Raw genomic sequence first — 23,413 nt, 5'->3', positions numbered from 1 at the left:
GGCTCCCCCGCCCGCCCCTGGAGTGCCTAGTAGCACTCCTTGACGCCCTTGGACACTGACATCTTCAGGCCGCTGAGCTTGAACGTGCCGGCGGTGGTCGCCCACGCCGTCTGCTTGACATCGGTCAGCGTGGCCGAGTCGGCCTGCTGGGCGAAGCCGTAGGGGTTGGCCGTGTCTCCCTTGGAGATGCCCGGACCCTTGGTCGCGCTGCCCGCCGCAACACCGATGTCGATGCCGTGGAAGACCGCGTTGGCCTCCAGGTCCTCGACATCGACGTAGAGGTTCTCGGCCTCGACCGGCGTACCGTTGCCGCCCGCCTTCAGCGTCAGGCTGACAGAGCCGAGCAGCGGGATGTTCGGGGTGACAACCGACTGGCACATGTTGGTCAGCGACGCGGTCTTGAAACCCGAGACAGCGACGGGGTGAGCCGTCTTGCTGCCGTCGAGGTTGTAACCCGAGTCAATGGCTCCGTACTGGACGAAGCCCGTACCGTCGAGCCGGTCCGCCGTCACCTTGAACGACTGACCGGAAACGCTGAACGACGCGGCCAGAGCGCCCTGCGCGAGGGCGACACCTATCGCTGCCGTGGCGGCCACGCTGGGCACCATCACGACCGCGAACCGCTTCCATCTGGTCCCGCCACGCACCTGGGACTCCATATTTCCTCCTTCTCGGACGTACATCTCCTGGCCCTGACTGCCCCATGTCGGCGGCTCAGCCGGGCAGGGATGGGAGAAGTGCTACGTCCTCGGGAAGGAGAGCGCCCGTCCTCGGAGGTGCGAACAGCACCCGATTCACTGGCGATCACCCCCGAGCGACAACCACTGGTCGCGCCTGACACACATCACGCACAACCTGCTGGACAGGCTCTGCCGATGGGCAAAGACCCCCCTGTCCAAGAGCCGACGACACTACCGCCGGCCCTACTCGGTGGGGACCCACAAAACCCCTTGACCCGATTGGCTGTCGGAGTAGGGGGAATGGACCGAGCGTCGCCGATCGTGGTGCATTCTCGCCGCCCGCACAAGGGGGTTCGTTACTCGCTAGTAACGGGGGGATAACCGAACAACGACCCGCCGGTATCGGTCGGCGACGCAGGGTGGCATGACCCCGGGGGGTAAAACGGTTGATCTCTGGATGGAATCCGACAGATCAATGCCCCGGACTTACTCCAAGTAACAGCGGCCGCGTTTACCAAGTTTTGGTAAAGCGCGGCCACATGTCGCTCTGGCGGCCAATCTTTCACCTGGGCATCACAAGCCCCGACGTTTAAGAACAGGTCAGAACAGCGCCCTGGCCAGCGCCCGGCGCGCCGCGGTCACCCGCGGATCATCGGCCCCGACCACCTCGAACAGTTCGAGCAGCCGCAGCCGTACGGCATCACGGTCGTCGCCCGCCGTACGCCCCACCGCGTCGATGAGCCGTCCGAACGCGTCTTCGACATGCCCGCCCACGAGGTCCAGGTCGGCCGCGGCGATCTGCGCCTGTACGTCACCGGGCTTCTCGGCGGCGTCCTTGCGCACCTGCTGCGGATCGGCGCTCTGCACACGCTGGAGCAACTCGGCCTGGGCGAGGCCCAGTTTGGCCTCCGTATTGCCCGGGTCGTCGCTCAGTACGTTCTTGTACGCCTGGACGGCACCGCCCAAGTCACCCGCGTCCAGGGCCTGCACGGCGGCTTCGAGGAGCGCGTCGTACGGTCCCGCCGGCATCTCGGGCGCCTCCGGGGCGCTGCCGGGCTCGGCATCGGCGTCGACAGTCAGGCCGGTGAGGCCGAAGCGCTGTTCGGCGACCTGCACGAGCTGGTCGAGGGTCCCCCGGATCTGGGCCTCGCCGGCCGCTCCCTGGAAGAGCGGCAGCGCCTGTCCGGCGACGACGGCGAACACCGCCGGAATCCCCTGGACCCCGAACTGCTGCATCAGCATCTGGTTGGCGTCGACGTCGATCTTGGCGAGGACGAAGCGTCCGTTGTACTCGACGGCCAGCCGTTCGAGCACCGGGCTCAGCTGCTTGCAGGGCTCACACCACTCGGCCCAGAAGTCGATGACGACCGGGACCTCGGTGGAGCGCTGCAGGACCTCGTGCTCGAAACCCGCCTCGTCGACGTCGATGACGAGGCTGGCGGGGGATACGGCCCCGCCTCCGCCGCCCTGCCTGGCCGCTTCGGCGCGCGCCTGCTCCGCCTTCGCCTTGGCCTCCTGGGCCGCCTTCACCGCGGCGAGGTCGACGACTCCGCTCATGGACATGTTCCGTGGCTGCATGAGTACATCCTCCCCCTTCCGCGCGCACGTGTGAAAAGCGTGGTGAAAGCCAGGCCTGTTACGTCTTGATCGGTCTCGCTGGGCGCCGGGTCCCCACCCGGCGCCAGTGGTTGTCGCTGCGGCTGTCGCTCGCGCACATTCCTGTGCGCCAGCTTTCGCTACGACCCGTAGCGTAACTGTCTCCGGGCACCGCTGACGCCCCTTCCCCGGTGATCTCCCTCACGGCTTCACAGAACCGCCGGTCATCGTCACGCAATGCCCGCCGAATGACCTCTGAACGGCCTCCCCACAGCCTCCCCATGACCCCCGCCGTCGCCGGATATGGTCACTGACATGCAGAGCCGCACTTCCGCCCCCCGTACGGGGCGCCCGCGCAGTGCCGCCGCGGACGCCGCGATCCTGGAGGCGACGCGCGCGGCACTGGTCGAACTGGGCTGGTCCAAGCTGACGTTGGGAGACGTGGCGACCCGCGCCGGGGTCGCCAAGACGACCCTCTACCGCCGCTGGGCGGGCAAGAACGAACTCGTGGTCGACGCGGTGGCCGTGCTCTTCGACGAGCTGGAGCTTCCCGACCGGGGCAGTCTGGCCGCCGACATCGAGGGCGTGGTGCTGCAGTTCGCGGCGATTCTGGGCCGTCCGGAGGCGAAGACGGCGCTGATGGCGGTGGTGGCGGAGTCCACCCGCGACGAACCTCTCCGCGAACGCATCCGTACGTCGATCGTCGACCGCCAGAAACGCCTCGTTGTGGAGGGCCGCGCCCGCGCCACCGCCCGCGGCGAACTCCCCTCGGAGTCCGACCCGGCCGCCGCCGCCCGCACCGCCGACCTCATCTTCGACATGGTCGCCGGTGCCGTGGTTCATCGCACCCTCGTCAGCGCGGAGCCGGCGGACGAGGAGTGGGTCCGCAGCCTCACCCGAGTACTACTCCTGGGCCTGACAGGCACAACAAGCCACGCCTGACCGCGTTCCTTCGCCCCGTCCCATCCCTGGGGGCTGCGCCCCCAGACCCCCTAAAAGACTGCGCAGTTCCCCGCGTCCCTTTTAGGGGCGCGGGGAACTGCGCAATCTTTTGGACCAGCCCCCACCCACCCGCAGCCGAAGAACACGCCTACGGGGTCTGGGGCGGAGCCCCAGGAGCGGGATGGGACGAGTAGGGGCGGCGGGGGCGAGGAAAGGCGCTCAGAAGCCCGCCGGCTCCGTGTAGATGCCCCACTCGTCCCGCAGGACGTCACAGATCTCACCCAGCGTCGCCTCGGCCCGCACCGCGTCCAGCATGGGCCCAATCATGTTCGACCCGTCCCGCGCGGCAGCGAGCATCGCCTCGAGAGCCCCCCGCACAGCCCTCTCGTCCCGCCCCGCCTTACGACCCCCCAGCACCCGCACCTGCTCCCGCTCCACCTCATGACTGACCCGAAGAATCTCCAGATCCCCGGTCACGGACCCATGGTGGACATTGACACCCACCACCCGCTTGTCGCCCTTCTCGAGCGCCCGCTGGTACTGGAACGCCGACTCCGCGATCTCCCCGGTGAACCACCCGTCCTCGATCCCCCGAAGAATCCCGGAAGTGACCGGCCCGATCGGGTGCCGCCCGTCGGGATGCGCCCGCAGCCCCCGCTCCTTGATCTGCTCGAAGATCTTCTCCGCGTCGGCCTCGATCCGGTCGGTGAGCTGCTCCACGTACCAGGAACCACCCAGCGGGTCGGCCACGTTGGCGACGCCGGTCTCCTCCATCAGCACCTGCTGCGTACGCAGGGCGATCTCCGCGGCCTGCTCGGACGGCAGCGCGAGCGTCTCGTCCAGCGCGTTGGTGTGGAGGGAGTTCGTGCCGCCCAGCACCGCCGCGAGCGCCTCCACCGCCGTACGGACGACGTTGTTGTAGGGCTGCTGGGCGGTCAGTGAGACACCGGCCGTCTGCGTGTGGAAGCGGAGCCACTGCGCCTTCTCGGACCGGGCGCCGTACACGTCCCGCATCCAGCGGGCCCAGATCCGCCGCGCCGCCCGGAACTTGGCGATCTCCTCGAAGAAGTCGAGGTGCGCGTCGAAGAAGAAGGAGAGACCGGGCGCGAAGACGTCCACGTCGAGTCCGCGCGACAGCCCGAGCTCCACGTACCCGAAACCGTCCGCCAGCGTGTACGCCAGCTCCTGCGCGGCCGTGGAGCCCGCCTCCCGGATGTGGTACCCGGAGACGGACAGCGGCTTGTACGCGGGGATCTTCTCGGCGCAGTGCTCCATCAGGTCACCGATGAGGCGAAGGTGCGGCTCGGGCTGGAAGAGCCACTCCTTCTGCGCGATGTACTCCTTGAAAATGTCGGTCTGGAGCGTGCCGTTCAGCACGGCGGGGTCGACGCCCTGCCGCTCGGCCGCGACCAGGTACATGCAGAAGACGGGAACGGCCGGACCACTGATGGTCATCGAGGTCGTGACGTCGCCCAGCGGGATGTCCTTGAACAGGACCTCCATGTCGGCCGCCGAGTCGATCGCGACCCCGCAGTGCCCGACCTCGCCGAGCGAGCGCGGGTCGTCGGAGTCGCGCCCCATGAGCGTGGGCATGTCGAAGGCCACGGAGAGGCCACCGCCGCCGTTGGCGAGGATCATCTTGTAGCGCTCGTTGGTCTGCTCGGCGTTACCGAACCCGGCGAACTGCCGGATGGTCCACGTACGCCCTCGGTAGCCGGTCGGATAGAGGCCGCGGGTGAAGGGGTACTCGCCCGGCCAGCCGATCCGCTCGAAGCCCTCGTACTCGTCCCCGGGCCGCGGCCCGTACACGGGCTCCACGGGGTCACCGGAGAGCGTGGTGAAGTCGGCCTCGCGCTTGCGCGAAGCGTCATAGCGGGCCTGCCAGCGTCGGCGGCCCTCCTCGATGGCGTCAGCGTCCATACCCCCGAATTTACTAGGACGTCCTAGTAAATGTCGATGGCAAACCGCCGTACGTTGCCGTACGGCGGTGAGTGTTACGCCTTCGCGACCGCGGGAGAGCCGTCCGTGACCCTGGACTCCAGCTCGCGGGAGATCTTGCGCTCCACGAAGAAGGCGGCCGTGGGGATCGTCCCGGCCAGCAGCACCCACAGCTGCTTGCCGACCGGCCACTTCGCCTTGGAACCCAGGTCGAAGGCGAAGATCAGGTACACGACGTACAGCCAGCCGTGCGCGATGGCGACGACGCGGGTGAAGTCCACGGCACCGTCCATGTCGAGCAGGTACTTGGCGATCACGCCGAGGGTCAGCAGGACCAGCAGCACACCGGTGACGTAGGCCATCACGCGGTAGCGGGTCAGCACGCTCTTCTTCATGCGTACGAGCGTAACGGCCCCTTTTGCACGATCTTCGGCCGCCCCCACTCGCCCTCGAAGCGAGACTCCGCCCGCCCTGGAAGTGGGGGCTCTACTCGTCCTCGAAGTCCCGCGCTGCGACCCGCAGCGGCCGCAGCATCGCGAAGATCTCAGCGCACTCCTCGGCGTCGTACGCACCGAGCCCGAAGTCCATCGCCATCAGGTCACGGGTGGCCGCGTCGCAGACCTCGCGGCCCTTCTCGGTGATGGAGGCGAGCGTGCCGCGCCCGTCGTTGGGGTTGGGCCGCTTGTCGACGAGCCCGGACGTCACCAGCCGGTCCACGGTGTTCGTGACGGACGTCGGGTGCACCATGAGCCGCTCCCCGATCTTGGACATCGGCAGCTCGCCCGCCTTGGAGAAGGTGAGCAGCACCAGTGCCTCGTACCGCGCGAAGGTCAGTCCGTACGGCTTGACGACCGCGTCCACCTCGGCGAGCAGGATCTGGTGCGCGCGCATGATCGAGGTGATCGCGGCCATGGACGGCACGGATCCCCAGCGCTGCTTCCAGTGTTCGTCGGCGCGGGCGATGGGATCGAAGGCAAGACTGAGCGGCTTCGGCACGCCAAAGACCTTACCGGCCGGTCACATCGTGGTCAGCCCCGTCTCGCGTTTCGGTCGCCGACCCCTGCGGGGCCGGGGCTCCGGCCCCTTCCGTACGCCGCGCCTCCACCGCCAGGAGCAGACAGCAGACGGTGCCGAGCACCCCCGCGCCCGCGACCGTCGCCCGCACCCCGGCGAACTCCGCCACGGCCCCCGACAGCGCCATTCCCGCCCCCTGCACGGTCATCAGCCCGGCGGTGTTCAAGGTCATGGCCCGCCCGCGCACCTCCTCGGGCACCGCCGCCACGAACCACTGGTCCAGCCCGAGCGAGTACGCCGATCCGGCGCCCGCGAGCAGCAGCAGTACCAGCGACCCGGCGAGCCCGGGCCGCAGCGCGTACCCGGCGTACGGCAGCAACGTGACGCAGACGAGCGGCAGGGCGAGCCGGGTACGGGTCGCGGGCCGCAGCCTCGACCCCGCGTACAGCTCACCCGCGATCGCGCCGACCGGCAGCGCGCACATCAGCAGGCCGAGCCCGGCCGATCCGGTGCCGAGCCCATCGGCGTACGGCGCGGCCAGGGCCTCCGGCGCGACGGCGAACATCGGCGGCACCCAGAACAGCAGGAGCAGCACGCGCACGCGCCGGTCGGCGAGGATCCGCCGGGTGCCGCGGAGCGAGTCCCGCACCAGCGCCTGGCCTCGATGGGCCCGCGCGGGCCGCCGCCGGGTACCGAACCGCAGCAGCGCGGCGGAGGCCAGGAAGGTGCACACGGTGATGAACAGCGCACCACGCGGCGGTACGACTCCGAGCAGCACACCGCCGAGCCCGAACCCGGCGAGCAGCGCGCCCTGCGCGACGATCCGCAGCAGGGAGCGGCCCAGCACGAACAGCTCTCCGTCGCCGAGGACATCGGTGAGCGTCGCCGTCCGCGCCCCCTGGAACAACGGGGCGACCATGGCGAGCGCGCAGCGCATGGACAGCAGCACCGCGATGTGCGCGCCCGGCACCACCATCACGCCCACGCACCCCGCGCACACCAGGTCGCACACCACCAGGACCCGACGGACCGGGAAGCGGTCCACCAGGCCGGCGAGGAGGGTCCCTCCGATGAGATAGGGAAGGAAGCCGAGCGCGAACGTCAGGGCGCTCATCAGCGGAGAGCCCGTCAGGTCGTAGACGAGGACGGACAGGGCGATCTCACTGACCACGAGCCCGAGGACCGAGAACGCGTGCGCGACGAAGACGGCACGGAACTCGCGTACGGCGAAGAGGGGGCGGTAACCGGTGGTTTCGGGGGCTTGTGGCATGTGCAGCAGGGTGCACGCGCGCTCGCCCGCCCCCGTAGAGTTTCGGCGACAGCCGAATCTTTGCTCTCCGAGCGTCTACGGGCGTCGTCGGGCGTCGTCGGTCATTCCAGGGGGTGGGTGTGCCGTCGCTTCTGCACTTCGGGGAGGACGACCTCCTCAACTGCCGCTTCGCGGTGTCGCCCCTGTGGGAGACGCAGGAGGCGGTACGCACGCTCAACCGCCCCGCGCGGCACGGCTACCAGGCGCACTGGCTGCGCCGTATCCGCACGGCGGCCGCCGGACTCGACCTCGCGCCCCTGTGGCTCCTGATGCCGCAGACCGGCTACTCCCCCGACTGGCTCGGCCCGCCCCCGATCGGTCCGGCGGCCACCTTCGAGGAGGAGATCGCCGCGGTCCGCGCGGCCGACCCGGAGGCGGCCCGCGAGGAAACCGCGAGGTCGCTCGCGGACACCCCGGGCGCCCTCGAATCGTCCCGGGGCCGGGCCCTGCTGAAGGACCCGATACGCATGGTCCAAGGGCTGGCCGACCTGATGGAGACCGCCTGGCACACGCTCCTCGAACCGGACTGGCCGCGGCTGCGTGCCCTGCTGGAGGCGGATGTCGCCTTCCACTCCCGGCGGCTCGCGGAGGTCGGTCTGGGCGGACTGCTGCCGGAGATCGACCGGCGGTTCGGATGGCAGTCCCACACGCTGACCATCGAGTGGAAGGGCCGGCACGAACGGGAGCTCGCGGGGCAGGGCCTGGTCCTGATGCCGAGCGTCTTCATCTGGCCGGACGTGGTCAGCTCCTTCGATCCGCCCTGGCAGCCGACCCTCGCCTATCCGGCCCGTGGCATCGGCGGCCTCTGGGCCGAGCCTTCGCACCACACGTCCGACGCCCTCGTACGACTCCTCGGCCGCGGCCGGGCCACCGTCCTCACAGCCCTGGACGAACCCGCCACCACGACAGCCCTCGCGCACCGTCTCGGTCTCGCACCGTCCTCGGTCTCGGCCCACCTCACGGCCCTGCGTGACACGGGCCTGCTCATCTCACGCCGCTACGGACACCAGGTCCTGTACGAGCGCACACCACTGGGGATAGCACTGGCGTCGGGGGACGCCTGACGACGTTCTTCGCCCCCGCCGCCCCTACCCGTCCCATCCCCCAGGGGCTCCGCCCCTTCGACCCCGGGGGTGGGTTCCTTGGCTGCGGGTGAGTGGGGGCTGGTCGCGCAGTTCCCCGCGCCCCTGAAGGCGCGGGGCTGCGCCCCGCGATCCCCCGGCCAGCCCCGAGTGCTTTTTAGGGGCGCGGGGAACTGCGCAATCTTTTAGGGGCGTCTGGGGGCGCAGCCCCCAGGGATGGGACGGGTAGGGGCGGCGGGGGCGAAGAACCCCACGTGCGTTCAGCGGGTGGTGCGGCGCAGGTGGTGGCGGATGGCTCGCTGGGCGACCGGGCCGAGGGAATCGAGGGCCGTGATGAGGACGGTGAGTTGTTCGAGGGACGCGAGGGCGGAGGCGGCCCCGGCCGGGTCGACGCCCTCGTAGAGCTGGATACCGACGAAGGACGCCGCGACCGCACGGGCGAGCCCCACCGGATCGGCGAATTCACCGAGGGGCGTCGCCGGCAGGACCCGGGTGAGTACCTTCTCGATCTCCGCGATCCAGAGGTCGAGTCCGGCCGCCGTGGCAGGCGCGATACGCGGATGCGTCTGCGTCCCGGCAAGGAGTTGCCCCAGCACGGCGACATACCCCTCCGCCCGCTCGGCCTCATGCATCTCCCGCCCGAAGGAGAGAAGTTCGGCAAGGCTCCCGATCTCAGCGAGACGCTCACGGTAGCGAGCGACCCGCCGCTCGGCCCCGTACCGGCACGCCGCCGACAGCAACTCGTCCACGGACCCGAAGTGGTAGAACACCAGCGCCTGATTGACCCCGGCCGTCGCCGCGATCGAACGGGCCGAGGTCTTCGCGATCCCCTGCTCGACGAGCGTCCGCAGCGCCCCCTCAAGCAGCTTCTCCCTGGTCGCCTCGCTCACGCCCGCGCCTCCTCACGCACCGGCCGCAGACCGGCGCGCACACCGCGCGTACGGATGTCGGTGTACGTCGCCCGGAAGGAACCCGAGTAGCCGAAGAGCGGCCCGAAGCGGCGGTTCACTACGCGGACTTGGATGCGGAAGCGTCCGGTGGCGTCGTCGAAGGACTCCCGCACCTCGGCCTCGCCGCCGACGAGTTCGGGCACCCGGACATCCACGGGGCCCTCACGGAAACGGTGTTCGCCGGACCGGATCAGCAGGGAGCCGTCGGGTTCGGCGCGGAAGAACAGGTCGCTGGCGAGGTGCTGGTGCGTGCCGAGGTAATCGAGGACGCGGTCGCCCTTGGGGCTCAGCACCATCTGGGCGTCGAAGCGGCGCGAGCGGCCGGGCAGGTCGAAGGTGCGCACGAACGTCACCGTCTCCCGCCCGAAGCCGTCGGCGTACGGCACGTTCTCGATGGTGAAGGGCACGTGCCGGCCCGTACGCGGGACCAGGATGTTGCGCGTGGTGCCCAGCGCCAGGAACGGCTTCACGAAGCCGCGCCCGTGCCAGATCCGGTCCATGACACCGCGCCCGGTGCACGCCTCGCCGCTCGACAGGCCGACGGAGAAGCGGCGTTGCAGCTCGGGGTGGAGACGTTCGAAGTCCGCGCCCATCACCGTACGGAAGATCGAGGTCATCGCTGGAGCTCCAGGGTGGCGAGGAGGCGGGGGGCGCGGGCGTGGGCATGCGGTGTGCGCAGACAGCGGCGGGCCGCCGGGGTGCCCCGCAGCGGCGGTACGAAGAGGGCGGACAGCGCGGCCAGTACGGCGAGCACGGGGGTCGCGAACAGGGCGAGCGGCGCCAGCGGGCCCGCCGCGTCCACGAGCGCCCCGCACACCAGCCCCGAGCAGGCGGCCAGGAGCACGAGGGCGCGGACCGTCGTTTCGGCGAGCCAGTTGCGCAGCGCCCGCTCCGGCGTGATGCCCCGTTCCAGCCACAGCCTCAGCCGGTCGAAGGACCAGGCGGTGGCCCAGCCCATGAAGGGACGGAAGAGCAGCCGGTCGGCCACCGCTCCGGGGCGGCCCCAGCGCGGGCGGTAGTCGTACCCGGTGAGGAAGCGCACTCCGTCGCCGCCCGGGACGTACCGCCAATAGCCGCTGCCCTCGGCGAGCAGCGAGAGCGGATGCGGTGAGGCGAAGCGCAGCGCGGAGGTGCGGGTGCCGTCCGGACGTTCCTTCTCGCCGGCCGAGACACCGGTGCCCGCGACGGTCAGGAACGGCAGCACGCGCGTGGCATAGCGAAAGCGCTGCGGCTCGCCCTCCGCGCGCGGGAGGTAGTCGATCTCGGTGAAGCGAAGGTCCCAGCGCCGGTGTTGGGCGGGATCCTGCGTCCGCGCCCACAACTCGCCGAGATCGACGCGTATATGCGCCTCTACGTAGAGCCCCATCCCCGAACCCCCACTTCAGCAACGCTTTTTGAGCGACTGCTCAATCGATCGGAACAGGAGACTAGCGAGGTTTGAGCGATCGCTCAAATGTCGCGGCACGAAAAACCCCGGCCCTGGGGACCGGGGTTTCGAGGTTCCACTGCCTGCGGAGACTTTCGAGTCTCCGTCGCGGAGATTGCGGAGATCGCGGAGATCGCGGAGACTCAGGCCGACAGGTGCCGCTCCACCGTCTCCACCTTGGAGGTCAGACCGTCCGTCACGCCGGGACGGATGTCGGCCTTCAGGACGACCGAGACGCGCGGCGCGCGCTCCTCGACGACGGCGACGGCGCGCTTGACGACGTCCATCACCTCGTCCCACTCGCCCTCGATCGAGGTGAACATCGCGTCGGTGCGGTTCGGCAGACCCGACTCGCGGACGACTCGGACGGCGTCGGCGACGTACTCCCCCACGTCCTCGCCGACGCCCAGCGGCGTCACGGAGAAAGCGACGATCATGACGTCTTCACCACGCCCTCGCGGCGGGCGCGGGACGCGATGACCGCGTCCTCGGCCTCGCGCTTGAGCTTGCGCTCGGCGAAGAAGCCGCCGGTGGGCAGGACGGAGAGGACGAAGTAGAGGAGGCCGGTGCCGGTGCTCCACTTGGTGCGGTTCCAGGCGTCCAGCCAGAAGATCACGTACAGGATGAAGAGGACACCGTGGATCGCGCCCATGACGGGCACCGCGTTGAATTCCGTGGTCCGCTTCAGCACCGAGCAGACGAGCAGCAGCAGGAAGGAAACGGCTTCGGGGGCCGAGACCAGACGCAGGCGGCGGAGGGCGGAGGCTGTCTTCAGGTCCACGGGTCACCTTCGGTGGGAGAGACGTCCACAGTTTGTGAACGCACGCACAAGCATCGCCCATTGTGGCAAACGATCCCCCTAAGGGTGCGATCAGGGTGCCTGTCCACCCACGGGCTCTGTTCCGCGGAGCGGCCCGGCGGCTACCTTCACCAGGTGGCGATGTTTCGACTTCAAGGCAGCAAGGTGCTGGCCGTCGACATGACCGGGGACGCCGTGAAGGCGAAGAACGGCTCGATGGTCGCGTACGACGGTCAGATGGCCTTCAAGAAGCTGAGCGGCGGTGGCGAGGGGGTACGGGGGATGGTGACCCGGCGCCTCACCGGTGAGCAGATGACGGTGATGGAGGTGAAGGGGCACGGGACCTGCTGGTTCGCGGACCGGGCCTCCGAGATAAACCTCGTCAGTCTCCAGGGGGACAAGCTCTACGTGGAGTCGAGCAATCTGCTCGCGACGGACGCGGGCCTGCGCACGGGCACGTCCTTCACGGGGCTGCGGGGCGCCTCGCAGGGCAACGGGCTGTTCACCACCACCGTCGAGGGGCACGGGCAGGCGGCGATCACGTCCGACGGCCCTGCGGTGGTGCTGCGGGTCAGCTCCCAGTACCCGCTGACGGTCGACCCGGGCGCGTACATCGCGCACCAGGGCAATGTGCGCCAGTCCTTCCAGTCCGGTGTGACGTTCCGCACGCTGCTGGGTGAGGGCGGCGGCGAGGCCTTCCAGATCCGCTTCGAGGGCGACGGCCTGGTCTACGTACAGCCCAGTGAGCGCAACACGATCGCGGGGGACGTGTGACATGCCCTTTCGCGAAGTGAACTCGAAGATGGTCGAGGCCACGGTGCTGCCGGGCCAGCGGCTGTTCAGCCAGCGCGGCGCGATGCTCGCCTACAAGGGCGAGGTCTCCTTCACGCCCAACGTCCAGGGCGGCCAGGGCGGTGTGATGTCGATGATCGGCCGCCGCCTGGCGAACGAGGCGACCCCGCTGATGACCGTCGAGGGCTCCGGCACGGTGCTCTTCGGGCACGGCGGCCATCACGTCCAGGTGATCAATCTCACCGGCGACACCTTGTACGTCGAGGCGGACCGGCTGCTCGCCTTCGACGGCACCCTCCAGCAGGGCACGATGTTCCTGGGCTCGCAGGGCGGCGTCATGGGCATGGTGCGCGGCCAGGTGACCGGTCAGGGGCTCTTCACGACCACCCTGAAGGGGCAGGGCGCGGTCGCGGTCATGGCGCACGGGGGTGTTTTCGAGGTCCCGATCACCCCGCAGCGCCCGGTCCACGTCGACCCGCAGGCGTACGTCGCGCACCACGGCGACGTACGGAACAAGCTGTCCACGGCGCTGGGCTGGCGCGACATGGTGGGCCGCGGTTCGGGCGAGGCGTTCCAGCTGGAGCTGAGCGGCAGTGGTGCGGTGTACGTCCAGGCCTCGGAGGAGAAGCTGTGAGCGCTTACGGGACTCCGGGCGGCCCGGTCATCCACGACCCGATGACGCTGCCGGTCGACGACAACGTCAACAACTACACCTTCTGCGTGGAGCTCAAGGGGAGCCAGTGGTTCCTGCAGAAGGGCAAGATGATCGCCTACTACGGGTCGATGCAATTCAACGGCATCGGACACGGCCGGCTCGACCGGCTCGTCCGTACGTCGTTCCATTCGCCTCTGCACGCGAGCGACTGGGTCGTGGCGGAGGGCTCGGGCAAGATGCTCCTCGCCGACCGGGCCTTCGATGTGAATTCCTACGATCTGGACAACGGCAATCTGACCATTCGCTCGGGCAACTTGCTCGCTTTTCAGCCAAGTCTTGCCCTCAAGCAGTCGATCGTGCCGGGGTTTCTGACCCTGATCGGAACCGGGAAGTTCGTAGCCGCATCTAACGGTCCGGTGGTGTTCATGGAACCCCCGATCCGGGTGGACCCACAGGCCCTGGTCGGCTGGGCCGACTGCCCCTCCCCCTGCCATCACTACGACCACGGGTACATGACAGGTGTAATGGGCGGTCTACGTGCGATGACGGGCCTCGGCGGGGCCTCTGGAGAGGAGCACCAGTTCGAGTTCGTAGGGGCCGGCACGGTGCTGCTCCAGTCCACCGAAACCCTCATGGCAGACCAGGCCATGGGGGCGGTCCCACGCGAGCCCGGAGTGCCGGGCGCGGGCGGGGTGCCTGGTCACCAGGGGCAGCAAGCCGGCGCACCGCGCCTTCCCGGACAGCTGGGGGACCTCCAGCGTCGCTTCGGGCTGTGAGCGGTAGTCTGCGGAGTGTGACATCGAACGCGTGCGCACAGTCACACCACCCTCACTAGTTCGCCTTTCAACATTTTAGGTAGACTTCATTTATGGAGACCGAGACGGCCACGCGCTGGCTGACCGATGCGGAGCAGTGCGCCTGGCGCACCCACCTGGAGGTCAACAGGCTGTTGGCCTACCAGCTCGAAAGGGACCTGCAGCCGTTCGGGCTGACCATGAACGACTACGAGATCCTGGTGAACCTCTCCGAGTCGGAGGGCGTACGGATGCGGATGAGTGACCTCGCGTCCGCCACCCTCCAGTCCAAGAGCCGCCTCTCGCACCAGATCACCCGCATGGAAAACGCGGATCTGGTGCGCCGCGAGAACTGCGAGTCCGACCGGCGGGGGCTGTATGCCGTGCTCACGGAGCACGGCATGGAGACGATGAAGAAGGTCGCGCCGCATCATGTGGGGTCTGTGCGGAGGCACTTCATCGATCTGCTGTCGCCGGAGGCGTTGGAGGAGCTGCACAAGTCGTTGCGGCCGATCGCTGAGCATCTGCGGGGGCAACGAGGTAAGCCGTAGCCGGTTCGGTGACCGGTGACTGCGGGCCGTCCGTTACCTGCGGGCTGTTCGTGGCTGGTCGCGCCCACGCGGCGGAGCCGCATATGTCGCCGCCCCGCGCCCCTTTCGGGGCGCGGGGAGCCGGAGTTCGAACAGTGCCCCTTCGATCAGACTCGGGAAGGCTCCTCAGCGTCCTTGGGGGTTCCCCGCGGAACCGCCGCCGCGCCTGTGCCCCGAATGGCAATCAGCGCCGCCGACACGGCCGCCGCCCCCGAGATCGCGAAGCACAGGCCCAGGGACACGTGGCCGACCAGGAAGCCCACCCCGGCGGCGCCGCCCGAACTTCCGGCGTTCACCGCGGTGTTTACCCAGGCGCCCGCCTGGGTACGGAAGCCGGGCGGGGCCGCCTCGTCGGCGATCAGGTAGGACGTCGTCAGGGCCGGGGCGACGAAGAAGCCCGCGCAGGCCACCGCGACCGTCAGGGTGCCGAGGCCGGGAGCAAGTCCCGCGGCGAACAGGGCGAGGCCCAGGCCGCCGGCCAGCAGCGGCAGCCGGACCCGTGTGGACGTACGCCAGTTGACGGCGCCGTTGAGCAGGCCGCCCAGCGCGCTGCCCACCGACAGTGCGGCGAGCACCCAGGCCACGACGTCGTCCCCGTGATGGCGCTGCTGCGCGAAGGCCATGACCAGCAGGTCGATGGCTCCCAGGGACAGACCGACACCCGCCGCCACGACGACGGACTGCACGAGCGCGCGCCCGCCCCGCAGCCGACGCCGGGAGCGTTCGGCGGACTTCGCCGCGGCCGGGCGTACGCCGGCGACGATCGGTGACAGCACGAACGCGAGGGTTCCGGCCCACACCAGCAGGGCACTGAGCACGACCCCGGCGGCCGGCGGCGCGAACTGCACCACCACGCCCACCAGCAACGGCCCCGAGACGAAGAGGATCTCCTCCGCGACACCGTCGAGGCTGTACGCCCGCTGCAAGAGCGGCTTGTCCTCGATGACCTCACTCCATACGGCACGCATCGTGGGGCCGAGGGGCGGCGTGCAGGCGCCGGCCGCGACGGCCAGCGCGCCGATGGCCGTCACCGGGGCTCCCGGGCGCCAGGCTGCCGCCGCGAAGGCTGCGAGCAGGGTCGCGTAGAGCGAGGCCATCGGGATGAGGGCACGGCGCGGACCGTACCGGTCGATCAGGGCCGCCCGCGCGGGCGACAGGGCCACGCTCATCGCGCCGAACAGCGCCATGACCGTGCCGGCCACGGCGTACGACCCGGTCGCGCGGGTCACCGTGAGCATCATGGCCAGCGAGACGATGCCGTAGGACAGTCTGCCGATGAGGGCGGTGGTGAAGGTGCGGCGGGTGTGGGCCATGCGGAAGAGCGCGGCGTACGAGGGCCGCGAAGGTGACGCAGACATGTGAAGGTTCCTCAACAGCGAGGCGGAAAAGGGGACGACTGGGTGCCGCGACGACACAGCCGATTCGCTGTGCATCCGTCGCGGGCCTGGTCGGCCCCTACGCCAAGTGAAGGAACATGCGCCCCAACTTACCAGCGCCCAATGAAAGTTGCCCAGCGACTTCCTTCGCCCCCGCCGCCCCTACCCGTCCCATCCCTGGGGGCTGCGCCCCCAGACCCCCCTAAAAGATTGCGCAGTTCCCCGCGCCCCTGAAAAACGGGGGGGCGGGCGGGGTTTTTTCAGGGGCGGGGGGAACTGCGCGAGCAACCCCCACCCACCCGCACCCGACACACAACCCCCGGGGTCGAAGGGGCAGAGCCCCTGGGGATGGGACGGGTAGGGGCGGCGGGGGCGAAAGACCCTTGGGTCAGCCCTCTGTCAGGCCCTCCACCAGGGAGTCCGCGGCGCGGTACGGATCCATCTCGCCCGCCACGATCCGCTCTGCCAGCGCACTGAGCCGCCGATCCCCATGCAGGTCACCGATCCGCTGCCGCAGCGCGGTAACCGCGATCGTCTCGACCTCCTGGGACGCCCGGGCAAGACGCCGCTCGGTGAGCACCCCGTGCTCCTCCATCCACGCCCGGTGCTTCTCCAGCGCCTCGACCACCTCGTCGATACCCTCGCCCCGCGCGGCAACCGTCTTGACGATCGGCGGCCGCCAGTCGCCAGGGCCACGGGATTCGCCGAGGCCGAGCATGTGGTTCAGCTCACGGGCGGTCGCGTCGGCCCCGTCCCGGTCCGCCTTGTTGACGACGTACACGTCGCCGATCTCCAGGATTCCGGCCTTGGCCGCCTGGATGCCGTCGCCCATGCCGGGGGCGAGGAGGACGACGGACGTGTCCGCCTGGGAGGCGATCTCGACCTCGGACTGGCCGACACCGACCGTCTCCACCAGGACGACATCACAGCCGGCCGCGTCCAGGACCCGGATCGCCTGGGGAGCCGCCCACGCGAGGCCGCCCAGGTGCCCCCGGGTGGCCATCGAGCGGATGTACACCCCAGGATCCGACGCGTGCTCGGACATCCGCACGCGGTCGCCGAGCAGGGCGCCCCCGGAGAACGGCGAGGACGGGTCGACGGCCAGCACCGCGACCCGCTTGCCCTGCCGCCGATACGCCGTCACCAGCGCCGACGTCGAGGTCGACTTGCCGACGCCCGGGGACCCGGTGAGCCCGACCACATACGCGTTGCCGGCCAGCGGTGCCAGCGCCGCCATGACCTCACGGAGCTGCGGTGCCGCGCCCTCCACCAGGGAGATCAGCCGGGCCACGGCCCGCGGCCGTCCTTCCCTGGCCTGGGCCACCAGCGAGGAGACGTCCTGCATCACAGCTCCGTTCACGAGGTCACGAGGTCACGAGGGGTCATGAAGGGTCTTGAAGGGACATGGGAGGTCACCCGTGATCGGTGGTGACGTTCTCAGGCCTTCGGTACCCGCACGATCAGCGCGTCACCCTGCCCGCCGCCACCGCACAGTGCGGCCGCGCCCACGCCGCCGCCGCGCCGCTTGAGTTCGAGGGCGAGGTGCAGCACGAGACGGGCGCCCGACATACCGATCGGGTGACCCAGGGCAATGGCGCCGCCGTTGACGTTCACCTTTTCCGTGGACACCCCGAGGTCCTTCATTGACTGGACCGCGACAGCCGCGAAGGCCTCGTTGATCTCGATGAGGTCGAGGTCCGAGACGTCCATGCCTTCCTTCTTGAGCGCGTGGAGGATCGCGTTGGACGGCTGCGACTGGAGGGAGTTGTCCGGCCCGGCCACGTTCCCGTGCGCGCCGATCTCGGCGATCCACTCCAGGCCCAGCTCCAGCGCCTTGGCCTTGCTCATCACGACCACGGCGGCGGCACCGTCCGAGATCTGCGACGACGTACCGGCCGTGATCGTGCCGTCGCGGGTGAAGGCGGGGCGCAGCTTGCCGAGCGACTCGGCCGTGGTCTCGCCGCGGATGCCCTCGTCCTTGCTGAAGACGACGGGCTCGCCCTTGCGCTGCGGAATCTCGATGGGAGTGATCTCCGCCTCGAAGATGCCGTTCTTCTGGGCGGCGGCCGCACGCTGGTGGGACAGGGCCGCGATCTCGTCCTGCTCGGGCCGCTGGATCCCCAGCCGGCTGTTGTGCTTCTCCGTCGACTCGCCCATGGCGATGTTCTCGAAGGCGTCCGTCAGACCGTCGTACGCCATGGCGTCGAGCATCTCGATCGCCCCGTACTTGTAGCCCTCACGGGACTTGGGGAGCAGGTGCGGCGCGTTCGTCATCGACTCCTGGCCGCCCGCGACCACGACGTCGAACTCGCCCGCGCGGATCAGCTGGTCCGCGAGCGCGATGGCGTCCAGGCCCGACAGACACACCTTGTTGATGGTGAGTGCCGGGACGCTCATCGGGATGCCGGCCTTGACCGCGGCCTGGCGTGCCGGGATCTGCCCTGCCCCGGCCTGGAGCACCTGGCCCATGATCACGTACTGCACCTGGTCGCCACCGATGCCCGCACGGTCGAGGGCGGCCTTGATCGCGAAGCCGCCGAGGTCGGCTCCGGAGAAGGACTTCAGCGAACCCAGCAACCGCCCCATGGGCGTTCGGGCGCCCGCGACGATCACCGAGGTACTGCTGTTCGTTCCAGACATGAGGTGCGATCCCCTTACCGGCTGCACAGCCGAGGAGTGAACGAGGGTTTACTTGAATGTACTGAGCGGTAGGCCACCCGTCATCCGGCGTGGAGTGTGATCGCGCGCACGTTGCGTAACCACCTCCGGAGCGCTGCACTAACACCATGCTGACGCGAATCGACCACATCGGGATCGCCTGTTTCGACCTCGACAAGACTGTCGAGTTCTACCGTGCGACGTACGGCTTCGAGGTCTTCCACTCCGAGGTCAACGAGGAGCAGGGCGTTCGAGAGGCCATGCTCAAGATCAACGAGACGTCCGACGGCGGTGCCTCCTACCTCCAACTGCTCGAACCCACCCGCGAGGACTCCGCGGTCGGGAAGTGGCTGGCCAAGAACGGTGAGGGGGTGCACCACATCGCCTTCGGCACGGCGGATGTCGACGGCGACGCCGCGGACATCAGGAACAAGGGTGTCCGGGTGCTCTACGACGAGCCCCGGATCGGGTCCATGGGGTCCCGGATCACCTTCCTTCATCCAAAGGATTGCCATGGTGTCCTGACAGAACTGGTCACTTCGGCGGCTGTTGAGTCACCTGAGCACTGACCTCCGTATATCTGGGCCGGTAGGGTTGGGGGCGGCCGTCGCCTTTACGCGGGGACGGCCGAGGTCCTGCCGCCTTCCAGCGAGCAGGACCGAGGGCCGGGGTCCAGGTTTCGGGGGACGAGCGTCGGGGCAGCAGCCCATGCTCCGCCGTTGATCTGACACCATTCCCCGGGGGCCCCGTTCGGCGGATGGACGGAGCTCGTTTGGAGTGACTTGCGACCAGGGGACGGATGGGACCGCGCAGTGCGGGGCTACGAACGCCAGGAGCGAGAGCCGGCGGCTGACGTCGACCACCTCTCTCGGTTCGAGGCCGAGATGGAGCGGCTGAAGACCGAGCGGGAGAAGGCCGTCCAGCACGCCGAGGACCTCGGCTATCAGGTCGAGGTGCTGCGCGCCAAGCTGCATGAGGCGCGGCGCAGTCTGGCGACCCGTCCTGCCTATGACGGCGGCGACATCGGTTACCAGGCCGAGCAGCTGTTGCGTAATGCGCAGATCCAGGCCGACCAGCTGCGCGCGGACGCCGAGCGCGAGCTGAGCCAGGCCCGTGCGCAGACGCAGCGGATCCTTCAGGAGCACGCCGAGCAGGCGGCCCGGCTCCAGGCGGAGCTGCACCAGGAGGCGGTCTCCCGGCGCCAGCAGCTCGACCAGGAGCTGGCGGAGCGCCGGCAGACCGTCGAGTCGCACGTCAACGAGAACGTGGCGTGGGCGGAGCAGCTGCGCGCCCGCAGCGAGTCGCAGGCCCGCCGGCTGCTGGAGGAGTCGCGCGCCGAGGCCGACCAGTCACTGGCCGCCGCCCGCACGGAGGCCGAGCGGGTCGCCGCCGAGGCCCGTCAGCGGCTCACCGCCGACGCCGAGTCGGCCCGCGCGGAGGCCGAGGCACTGCTGCGCCGCGCCCGCACCGACGCCGAGCGGCTGCTGAACGCCGCGTCCACGCAGGCCCAGGAGGCCACCGACCACGCCGAGCAGCTGCGCAGCTCCACGGCGACCGAGTCGGACACCGCCCGCCGCCAGGCCACCGAGCTGAGCCGGGCCGCCGAGCAGCGCATGACCGAGGCCGAAGGGGCGCTGCGCGAGGCGCGGTCCACGGCGGACAAGGTCGTCGCGGAGGCGAAGGAGGCCGCGGCCAAGGCCCTGGCGAGCGCGGAGTCGGTGAACGAGCAGCGCACGCGTACGGCGAAGGAGCAGGTCGCCCGGCTGGTCACCGAGGCCAGTCAGGAGGCCGAGACCACCAAGGCCGAGGCCGAGCAGCTCGTCGCGGACGCCCGCGCCAAGGCCGAGAAGATCGTCGCGGAGGCCGAGGAGAACGCCCGCAGCCTCACCGCCGAGGAGACCGCCTCCCAGCTCGCCAAGGCGGCCCGTACCGCCGAGGACGTGCTGAACAAGGCGTCCGAGGAAGCGAAGAACACCACCAAGGCCGCCACCGAGGAGGCCGAGCGGATCCGCACCGAGGCGGAGGCCGAGGCGGACCGGCTGCGCGCCGAGGCGCACGACATCGCCGAGCAGCTCAAGGGCACGGCGAAGGACGACACCAAGGAGTACCGGGCCAAGACGGTCGAGCTGCAGGAGGAGGCGCGCCGCCTGCGCGGCGAGGCCGAGCAGCTGCGCGCCGACGCGGTCGCGGAGGGCGAGCGCATCCGCGCCGAGGCCCGGCGCGAAGCCGTCCAGCAGATCGAGGAGGCGGCCAAGACCGCCGAGGAGCTGCTCGCCAAGGCGAAGGCGGACGCGGACGAGCTGCGCACGGCGGCCACGGCGGACAGCGAGAAGGTCCGTACCGAGGCCATCGAGCGCGCGACGACGCTGCGCCGGCAGGCCGAGGAGACCCTGGAGCGCACCCGCGCCGAGGCCGAGCGGCATCGCGCGGAGGCCGTCGAGCAGTCCGAGGCGATCAGTGCGGAGGCCGAGCGGGCCGCCGAGCAGCTGCGCGAGGACACCGAGCGCGCCATAGCGGCCCGCCAGGCCGAGGCCGCCGAAGAACTGACCCGGCGGCACACGGAGGCGGAGGAGCGCCTCGTCGCCGCCGAGGAGGCACTGACCGACGCGCGTGCGGAGGCCGAGCGCATCCGGCGCGAGGCCGCCGCGGAGACGGATCGGCTGCGTTCGGAGGCCGCCGAGCGGATCCGTGCGCTCCAGGCGCAGGCCGAGGCCGAGGCCGAGCGGCTGCGCAACGAAGCCGCGGCGGACGCGTCCGCGTCCCGGGCCGAGGGCGAGAACATCGCCGTACGGCTGCGTTCGGAGGCGGCGGCGGAGGCCGAGCGGCTGAAGTCGGAGGCCCAGGACAGCGCCGACCGGGTTCGGGCGGAGGCGCAGGCCGCGGCCGAACGCCTGGCGACCGAGGGCGCCGAGACGCTGGCCGCCGCCCAGGAGGAGGCCGCCCGGCGCCGCCGCGAGGCCGAGGAACTTCTCGGCTCCGCACGCCAGGAGGCCGACCAGGAGCGCGAGCGGGCCCGCGAGCAGAGCGAGGAGCTGCTGGCTTCCGCGCGCAACCGGGTCGAGGAGGCCCAGGCCGAGGCCGTACGCGTGGTCGAGGAGGCCGACCGGCGCGCGACCGAGATGGTCTCCAACGCCGAGCAGACCGCACAGCAGGTGCGCGACTCCGTGGCGGGGCTGCACGAGCAGGCTCAGGACGAGATCACCGGTCTCCGCAGCGCCGCCGAGCATGTGGCGGACCGTACGCGGACCGAGGCGCAGGAGGAGGCGGACCGGGTCCGCGCCGACGCCTACGCGGAGCGGGAGCGGGCGTCCGAGGACGCGGCGCGCATCCGGCGGGAGGCGGCCGAGGAGACGGACGCCGCCAAGTCGCTGGCGGAGCGCACGGTTTCGGAGGCGATCGCCGAGTCCGAGCGGCTGCGCTCGGACGCCGCCGCGCACGCCCAGCGGGTCCGTACCGACGCGTCGGACGCCATCGCGAACGCCGAGCAGGACGCCTCGCGCACCCGTGCGGACGCCCGGGAGGACGCGAACCGGATCCGTTCGGACGCGGCCACGCAGGCGGACACCCTCATCACCGAGGCGACGGCGGAGGCCGAGCGGCTCGCCCATGACACCACCACCGAGGCCGAGCGCGTACGGGCCGAATCCGTGGCCAAGGCCGAGCAGCTCATCTCGGACGCGACGGGCGACGCGGAGCGGCTGCGTGCCGAGGCGGCCGAGACGGTCGGCTCCGCGCAGCAGCACGCCGAGCGGATGCGCAGCGAGGCGGAGCGCGTCAAGGCCGAGGCGGCGGCGGAGGCCGAGCGGCTCACGTCGTCGGCGCGCGAGGAGGCCGAGCACACGCTGGACGAGGCGCGCCAGGAGGCCAACAAGCGGCGTTCCGAGGCGGCCGAGCAGGTCGACACGCTCATCTCGGAGACCGCGTCCGAGGCCGACAAGCTGCTCACCGAGGCGCAGCAGAGCGCGCAGAAGACGACGGCCGAGGCCGAGTCGCAGGCCGACACGATGGTCGGCGCGGCCCGCAACGAGGCCGAGCGGGTCGTCTCCGAGGCGACCGTGGAGGGCAACTCCCTCGTGGAGCGGGCCCGTACGGACGCGGACGAGCTGCTGGTCGGCGCGCGCCGGGACGCGACGGCGATCAGGGAGCGCGCGGAGGAACTGCGCGACCGCATCACCACGGAGATCGAGGAGCTGCACGAGCGGGCCCGCCGCGAGTCGGCCGAGACGATGAAGAACGCGGGCGACCGGTGCGACGCGCTCATCAAGGCGGCCGAGGACCAGCTCGCCGAGGCCGAGGCGAAGGCGAAGGACCTGATCTCGGAGGCCAGTTCCGAGGCGAGCAAGGTGCGTATCGCCGCCGTCAGGAAGGCCGAGGGTCTCCTCAAGGAGGCCGAGCAGAAGAAGAGCTCGCTCGTCACCGAGGCCGAGCAGATCAGGTCCGAGGCGATCCGCGAGGCGAAGGCGGCGGTCGAGGAGGGCAAGCGGGACCTGGAGGTCCTGGTGCGCCGCCGCGAGGACATCAACGCGGAGATCTCCCGTGTCCAGGACGTCCTGGAGGCGTTGGAGTCCTTTGAGGCCCCGTCCGGAAACAAGGACGGTGGAGTCAAGGCGGGCGCTGCCGTCGGCGCGACACGTTCGAGTGGCAAGTCATCAGAGGGCTAGCCAGAAGCACAGATTCCATGCTTAGCAGGGACCTTTGGCACAGCTTCTGGCAAGCCCTCCGACAGCTAGCCACCCAAAAGGAGTGTCATTCTCCAGATCAAACACGTATCCGCTCGATGACACACCGCTTTGGCCCCTAGGATTCCCCCTA

The 23,413-nt window shown here is 70.1% G+C and carries 22 protein-coding genes; 8 read left to right on the top strand and 14 right to left on the bottom strand.

Features of this window, described 5'->3' with window-relative positions:
* Positions 1–26 precede the first annotated feature (26 nt).
* Positions 27–659 carry a DUF6230 family protein gene (locus AB5J50_RS34380; protein WP_369262270.1) on the bottom strand — a complete coding sequence of 211 codons (633 nt, stop codon included), beginning with the start codon at positions 657–659 and terminating at the stop codon, positions 27–29.
* Between the two features lie 621 nt (positions 660–1,280).
* Positions 1,281–2,258, bottom strand: coding sequence for a tetratricopeptide repeat protein (locus AB5J50_RS34375; protein WP_369262268.1), 978 nt, complete (start codon positions 2,256–2,258; stop codon positions 1,281–1,283).
* Positions 2,259–2,591: 333 nt separating this feature from the next.
* Here AB5J50_RS34375 and AB5J50_RS34370 point away from each other — a divergent pair, with 333 nt between their 5' ends.
* A complete protein-coding gene (locus tag AB5J50_RS34370) occupies positions 2,592–3,218 on the top strand; it encodes a TetR/AcrR family transcriptional regulator (protein ID WP_369262266.1) in 627 nt (208 codons plus the stop codon).
* Positions 3,219–3,437: 219 nt separating this feature from the next.
* Here AB5J50_RS34370 and AB5J50_RS34365 read toward each other — a convergent pair whose 3' ends face one another.
* The 4 genes from AB5J50_RS34365 to AB5J50_RS34350 all read right to left on the bottom strand — a co-directional run bounded on the left by AB5J50_RS34365 (position 3,438) and on the right by AB5J50_RS34350 (position 7,440).
* A complete protein-coding gene (locus tag AB5J50_RS34365; protein ID WP_369262264.1) occupies positions 3,438–5,138 on the bottom strand; it encodes a methylmalonyl-CoA mutase in 1,701 nt (566 codons plus the stop codon).
* 74 nt (positions 5,139–5,212) lie between these two features.
* Positions 5,213–5,551, bottom strand: coding sequence for a DUF3817 domain-containing protein (locus AB5J50_RS34360; RefSeq protein WP_369262262.1), 339 nt, complete (start codon positions 5,549–5,551; stop codon positions 5,213–5,215).
* 91 nt (positions 5,552–5,642) lie between these two features.
* Positions 5,643–6,152: a MarR family transcriptional regulator gene (locus tag AB5J50_RS34355; RefSeq protein WP_327431806.1), complete on the bottom strand. Its 510-nt coding sequence runs from the start codon at positions 6,150–6,152 to the stop codon at positions 5,643–5,645.
* A gap of 10 nt (positions 6,153–6,162) precedes the next feature.
* The gene (locus AB5J50_RS34350) at positions 6,163–7,440 is read right to left on the bottom strand and encodes an MFS transporter (RefSeq protein WP_369262259.1); all 1,278 of its coding nucleotides are present in this window, start codon (positions 7,438–7,440) and stop codon (positions 6,163–6,165) included.
* Between the two features lie 119 nt (positions 7,441–7,559).
* Between AB5J50_RS34350 and AB5J50_RS34345 the strand changes: the two genes are divergently transcribed.
* Complete coding sequence (locus AB5J50_RS34345) at positions 7,560–8,543, top strand: DUF5937 family protein (RefSeq protein WP_369262257.1); 984 nt, start codon at positions 7,560–7,562, stop codon at positions 8,541–8,543.
* Between the two features lie 278 nt (positions 8,544–8,821).
* Here AB5J50_RS34345 and AB5J50_RS34340 read toward each other — a convergent pair whose 3' ends face one another.
* The 5 genes from AB5J50_RS34340 to AB5J50_RS34320 form a co-directional block, all read right to left on the bottom strand.
* On the bottom strand, positions 8,822–9,451 hold the full coding sequence (locus AB5J50_RS34340; protein WP_369262255.1) for a TetR/AcrR family transcriptional regulator: 630 nt from the start codon (positions 9,449–9,451) through the stop codon (positions 8,822–8,824).
* Complete coding sequence (locus AB5J50_RS34335; protein ID WP_369262253.1) at positions 9,448–10,128, bottom strand: DUF4166 domain-containing protein; 681 nt, start codon at positions 10,126–10,128, stop codon at positions 9,448–9,450. Before AB5J50_RS34335 ends, AB5J50_RS34340 begins: the two co-directional genes overlap by 4 nt.
* Entirely contained in the window at positions 10,125–10,877 is a 753-nt protein-coding gene (locus AB5J50_RS34330) for a hypothetical protein (RefSeq protein ID WP_369262251.1), read from the bottom strand. The genes AB5J50_RS34335 and AB5J50_RS34330 overlap by 4 nt, the downstream gene beginning before the upstream one ends.
* Positions 10,878–11,080: 203 nt before the next feature.
* Complete coding sequence (locus AB5J50_RS34325) at positions 11,081–11,374, bottom strand: MTH1187 family thiamine-binding protein (protein WP_327431800.1); 294 nt, start codon at positions 11,372–11,374, stop codon at positions 11,081–11,083.
* Positions 11,371–11,718: a DUF3817 domain-containing protein gene (locus AB5J50_RS34320; protein ID WP_327431799.1), complete on the bottom strand. Its 348-nt coding sequence runs from the start codon at positions 11,716–11,718 to the stop codon at positions 11,371–11,373. Before AB5J50_RS34320 ends, AB5J50_RS34325 begins: the two co-directional genes overlap by 4 nt.
* A 159-nt stretch (positions 11,719–11,877) precedes the next feature.
* On the opposite strand from AB5J50_RS34320, the gene AB5J50_RS34315 reads away from it, so the two are divergent.
* From AB5J50_RS34315 to AB5J50_RS34300, 4 genes are all read left to right on the top strand, one after another.
* Positions 11,878–12,510, top strand: coding sequence for an AIM24 family protein (locus AB5J50_RS34315; protein ID WP_327435213.1), 633 nt, complete (start codon positions 11,878–11,880; stop codon positions 12,508–12,510).
* 1 nt (position 12,511) lies between these two features.
* Positions 12,512–13,162, top strand: coding sequence for an AIM24 family protein (locus tag AB5J50_RS34310; RefSeq protein ID WP_330307361.1), 651 nt, complete (start codon positions 12,512–12,514; stop codon positions 13,160–13,162).
* Complete coding sequence (locus tag AB5J50_RS34305) at positions 13,159–13,959, top strand: AIM24 family protein (RefSeq protein WP_369262248.1); 801 nt, start codon at positions 13,159–13,161, stop codon at positions 13,957–13,959. The genes AB5J50_RS34310 and AB5J50_RS34305 overlap by 4 nt, the downstream gene beginning before the upstream one ends.
* A 92-nt stretch (positions 13,960–14,051) precedes the next feature.
* Positions 14,052–14,528: a MarR family transcriptional regulator gene (locus AB5J50_RS34300; protein WP_327431796.1), complete on the top strand. Its 477-nt coding sequence runs from the start codon at positions 14,052–14,054 to the stop codon at positions 14,526–14,528.
* A gap of 146 nt (positions 14,529–14,674) precedes the next feature.
* Here the strand turns inward: AB5J50_RS34300 and AB5J50_RS34295 are convergent, their stop codons facing one another.
* From AB5J50_RS34295 to AB5J50_RS34285, 3 genes are all read right to left on the bottom strand, one after another.
* A complete protein-coding gene (locus AB5J50_RS34295; protein WP_369262246.1) occupies positions 14,675–15,925 on the bottom strand; it encodes an MFS transporter in 1,251 nt (416 codons plus the stop codon).
* Between the two features lie 406 nt (positions 15,926–16,331).
* Complete coding sequence (gene meaB, locus AB5J50_RS34290) at positions 16,332–17,288, bottom strand: methylmalonyl Co-A mutase-associated GTPase MeaB (protein ID WP_369262244.1); 957 nt, start codon at positions 17,286–17,288, stop codon at positions 16,332–16,334.
* 92 nt (positions 17,289–17,380) lie between these two features.
* Complete coding sequence (locus AB5J50_RS34285) at positions 17,381–18,583, bottom strand: acetyl-CoA C-acetyltransferase (protein WP_369262242.1); 1,203 nt, start codon at positions 18,581–18,583, stop codon at positions 17,381–17,383.
* 146 nt (positions 18,584–18,729) lie between these two features.
* Between AB5J50_RS34285 and mce the strand changes: the two genes are divergently transcribed.
* Positions 18,730–19,170 (top strand): methylmalonyl-CoA epimerase, encoded by a 441-nt coding sequence (gene mce, locus AB5J50_RS34280; RefSeq protein ID WP_266762866.1) that lies wholly within the window; start codon positions 18,730–18,732, stop codon positions 19,168–19,170.
* Between the two features lie 243 nt (positions 19,171–19,413).
* Positions 19,414–23,262: a polarized growth protein Scy gene (gene scy / locus AB5J50_RS34275; RefSeq protein WP_369262239.1), complete on the top strand. Its 3,849-nt coding sequence runs from the start codon at positions 19,414–19,416 to the stop codon at positions 23,260–23,262.
* Positions 23,263–23,413 lie beyond the last annotated feature (151 nt).

Source organism: Streptomyces sp. R35 (assembly GCF_041053035.1).
Lineage (GTDB): Bacteria > Actinomycetota > Actinomycetes > Streptomycetales > Streptomycetaceae > Streptomyces > Streptomyces lutosisoli.
The sequence above is the reverse complement of the archived record's forward strand: the minus strand, read 5'-3'. Positions and strand labels throughout refer to the sequence as shown.

Coding starts and splice junctions, on each gene's coding strand:
- AB5J50_RS34380 (WP_369262270.1), bottom strand. CDS start 659: ATGGAGTCCCAGGTGCGTGGCGGGACCAGATGGAAGCGGTTCGCGGTC.
- AB5J50_RS34375 (WP_369262268.1), bottom strand. CDS start 2,258: ATGCAGCCACGGAACATGTCCATGAGCGGAGTCGTCGACCTCGCCGCG.
- AB5J50_RS34370 (WP_369262266.1), top strand. CDS start 2,592: ATGCAGAGCCGCACTTCCGCCCCCCGTACGGGGCGCCCGCGCAGTGCC.
- AB5J50_RS34365 (WP_369262264.1), bottom strand. CDS start 5,138: ATGGACGCTGACGCCATCGAGGAGGGCCGCCGACGCTGGCAGGCCCGC.
- AB5J50_RS34360 (WP_369262262.1), bottom strand. CDS start 5,551: ATGAAGAAGAGCGTGCTGACCCGCTACCGCGTGATGGCCTACGTCACC.
- AB5J50_RS34350 (WP_369262259.1), bottom strand. CDS start 7,440: ATGCCACAAGCCCCCGAAACCACCGGTTACCGCCCCCTCTTCGCCGTA.
- AB5J50_RS34335 (WP_369262253.1), bottom strand. CDS start 10,128: ATGACCTCGATCTTCCGTACGGTGATGGGCGCGGACTTCGAACGTCTC.
- AB5J50_RS34330 (WP_369262251.1), bottom strand. CDS start 10,877: ATGGGGCTCTACGTAGAGGCGCATATACGCGTCGATCTCGGCGAGTTG.
- AB5J50_RS34325 (WP_327431800.1), bottom strand. CDS start 11,374: ATGATCGTCGCTTTCTCCGTGACGCCGCTGGGCGTCGGCGAGGACGTG.
- AB5J50_RS34315 (WP_327435213.1), top strand. CDS start 11,878: ATGTTTCGACTTCAAGGCAGCAAGGTGCTGGCCGTCGACATGACCGGG.
- AB5J50_RS34310 (WP_330307361.1), top strand. CDS start 12,512: ATGCCCTTTCGCGAAGTGAACTCGAAGATGGTCGAGGCCACGGTGCTG.
- AB5J50_RS34300 (WP_327431796.1), top strand. CDS start 14,052: ATGGAGACCGAGACGGCCACGCGCTGGCTGACCGATGCGGAGCAGTGC.
- AB5J50_RS34295 (WP_369262246.1), bottom strand. CDS start 15,925: ATGTCTGCGTCACCTTCGCGGCCCTCGTACGCCGCGCTCTTCCGCATG.
- meaB (WP_369262244.1), bottom strand. CDS start 17,288: ATGCAGGACGTCTCCTCGCTGGTGGCCCAGGCCAGGGAAGGACGGCCG.
- AB5J50_RS34285 (WP_369262242.1), bottom strand. CDS start 18,583: ATGTCTGGAACGAACAGCAGTACCTCGGTGATCGTCGCGGGCGCCCGA.
- mce (WP_266762866.1), top strand. CDS start 18,730: ATGCTGACGCGAATCGACCACATCGGGATCGCCTGTTTCGACCTCGAC.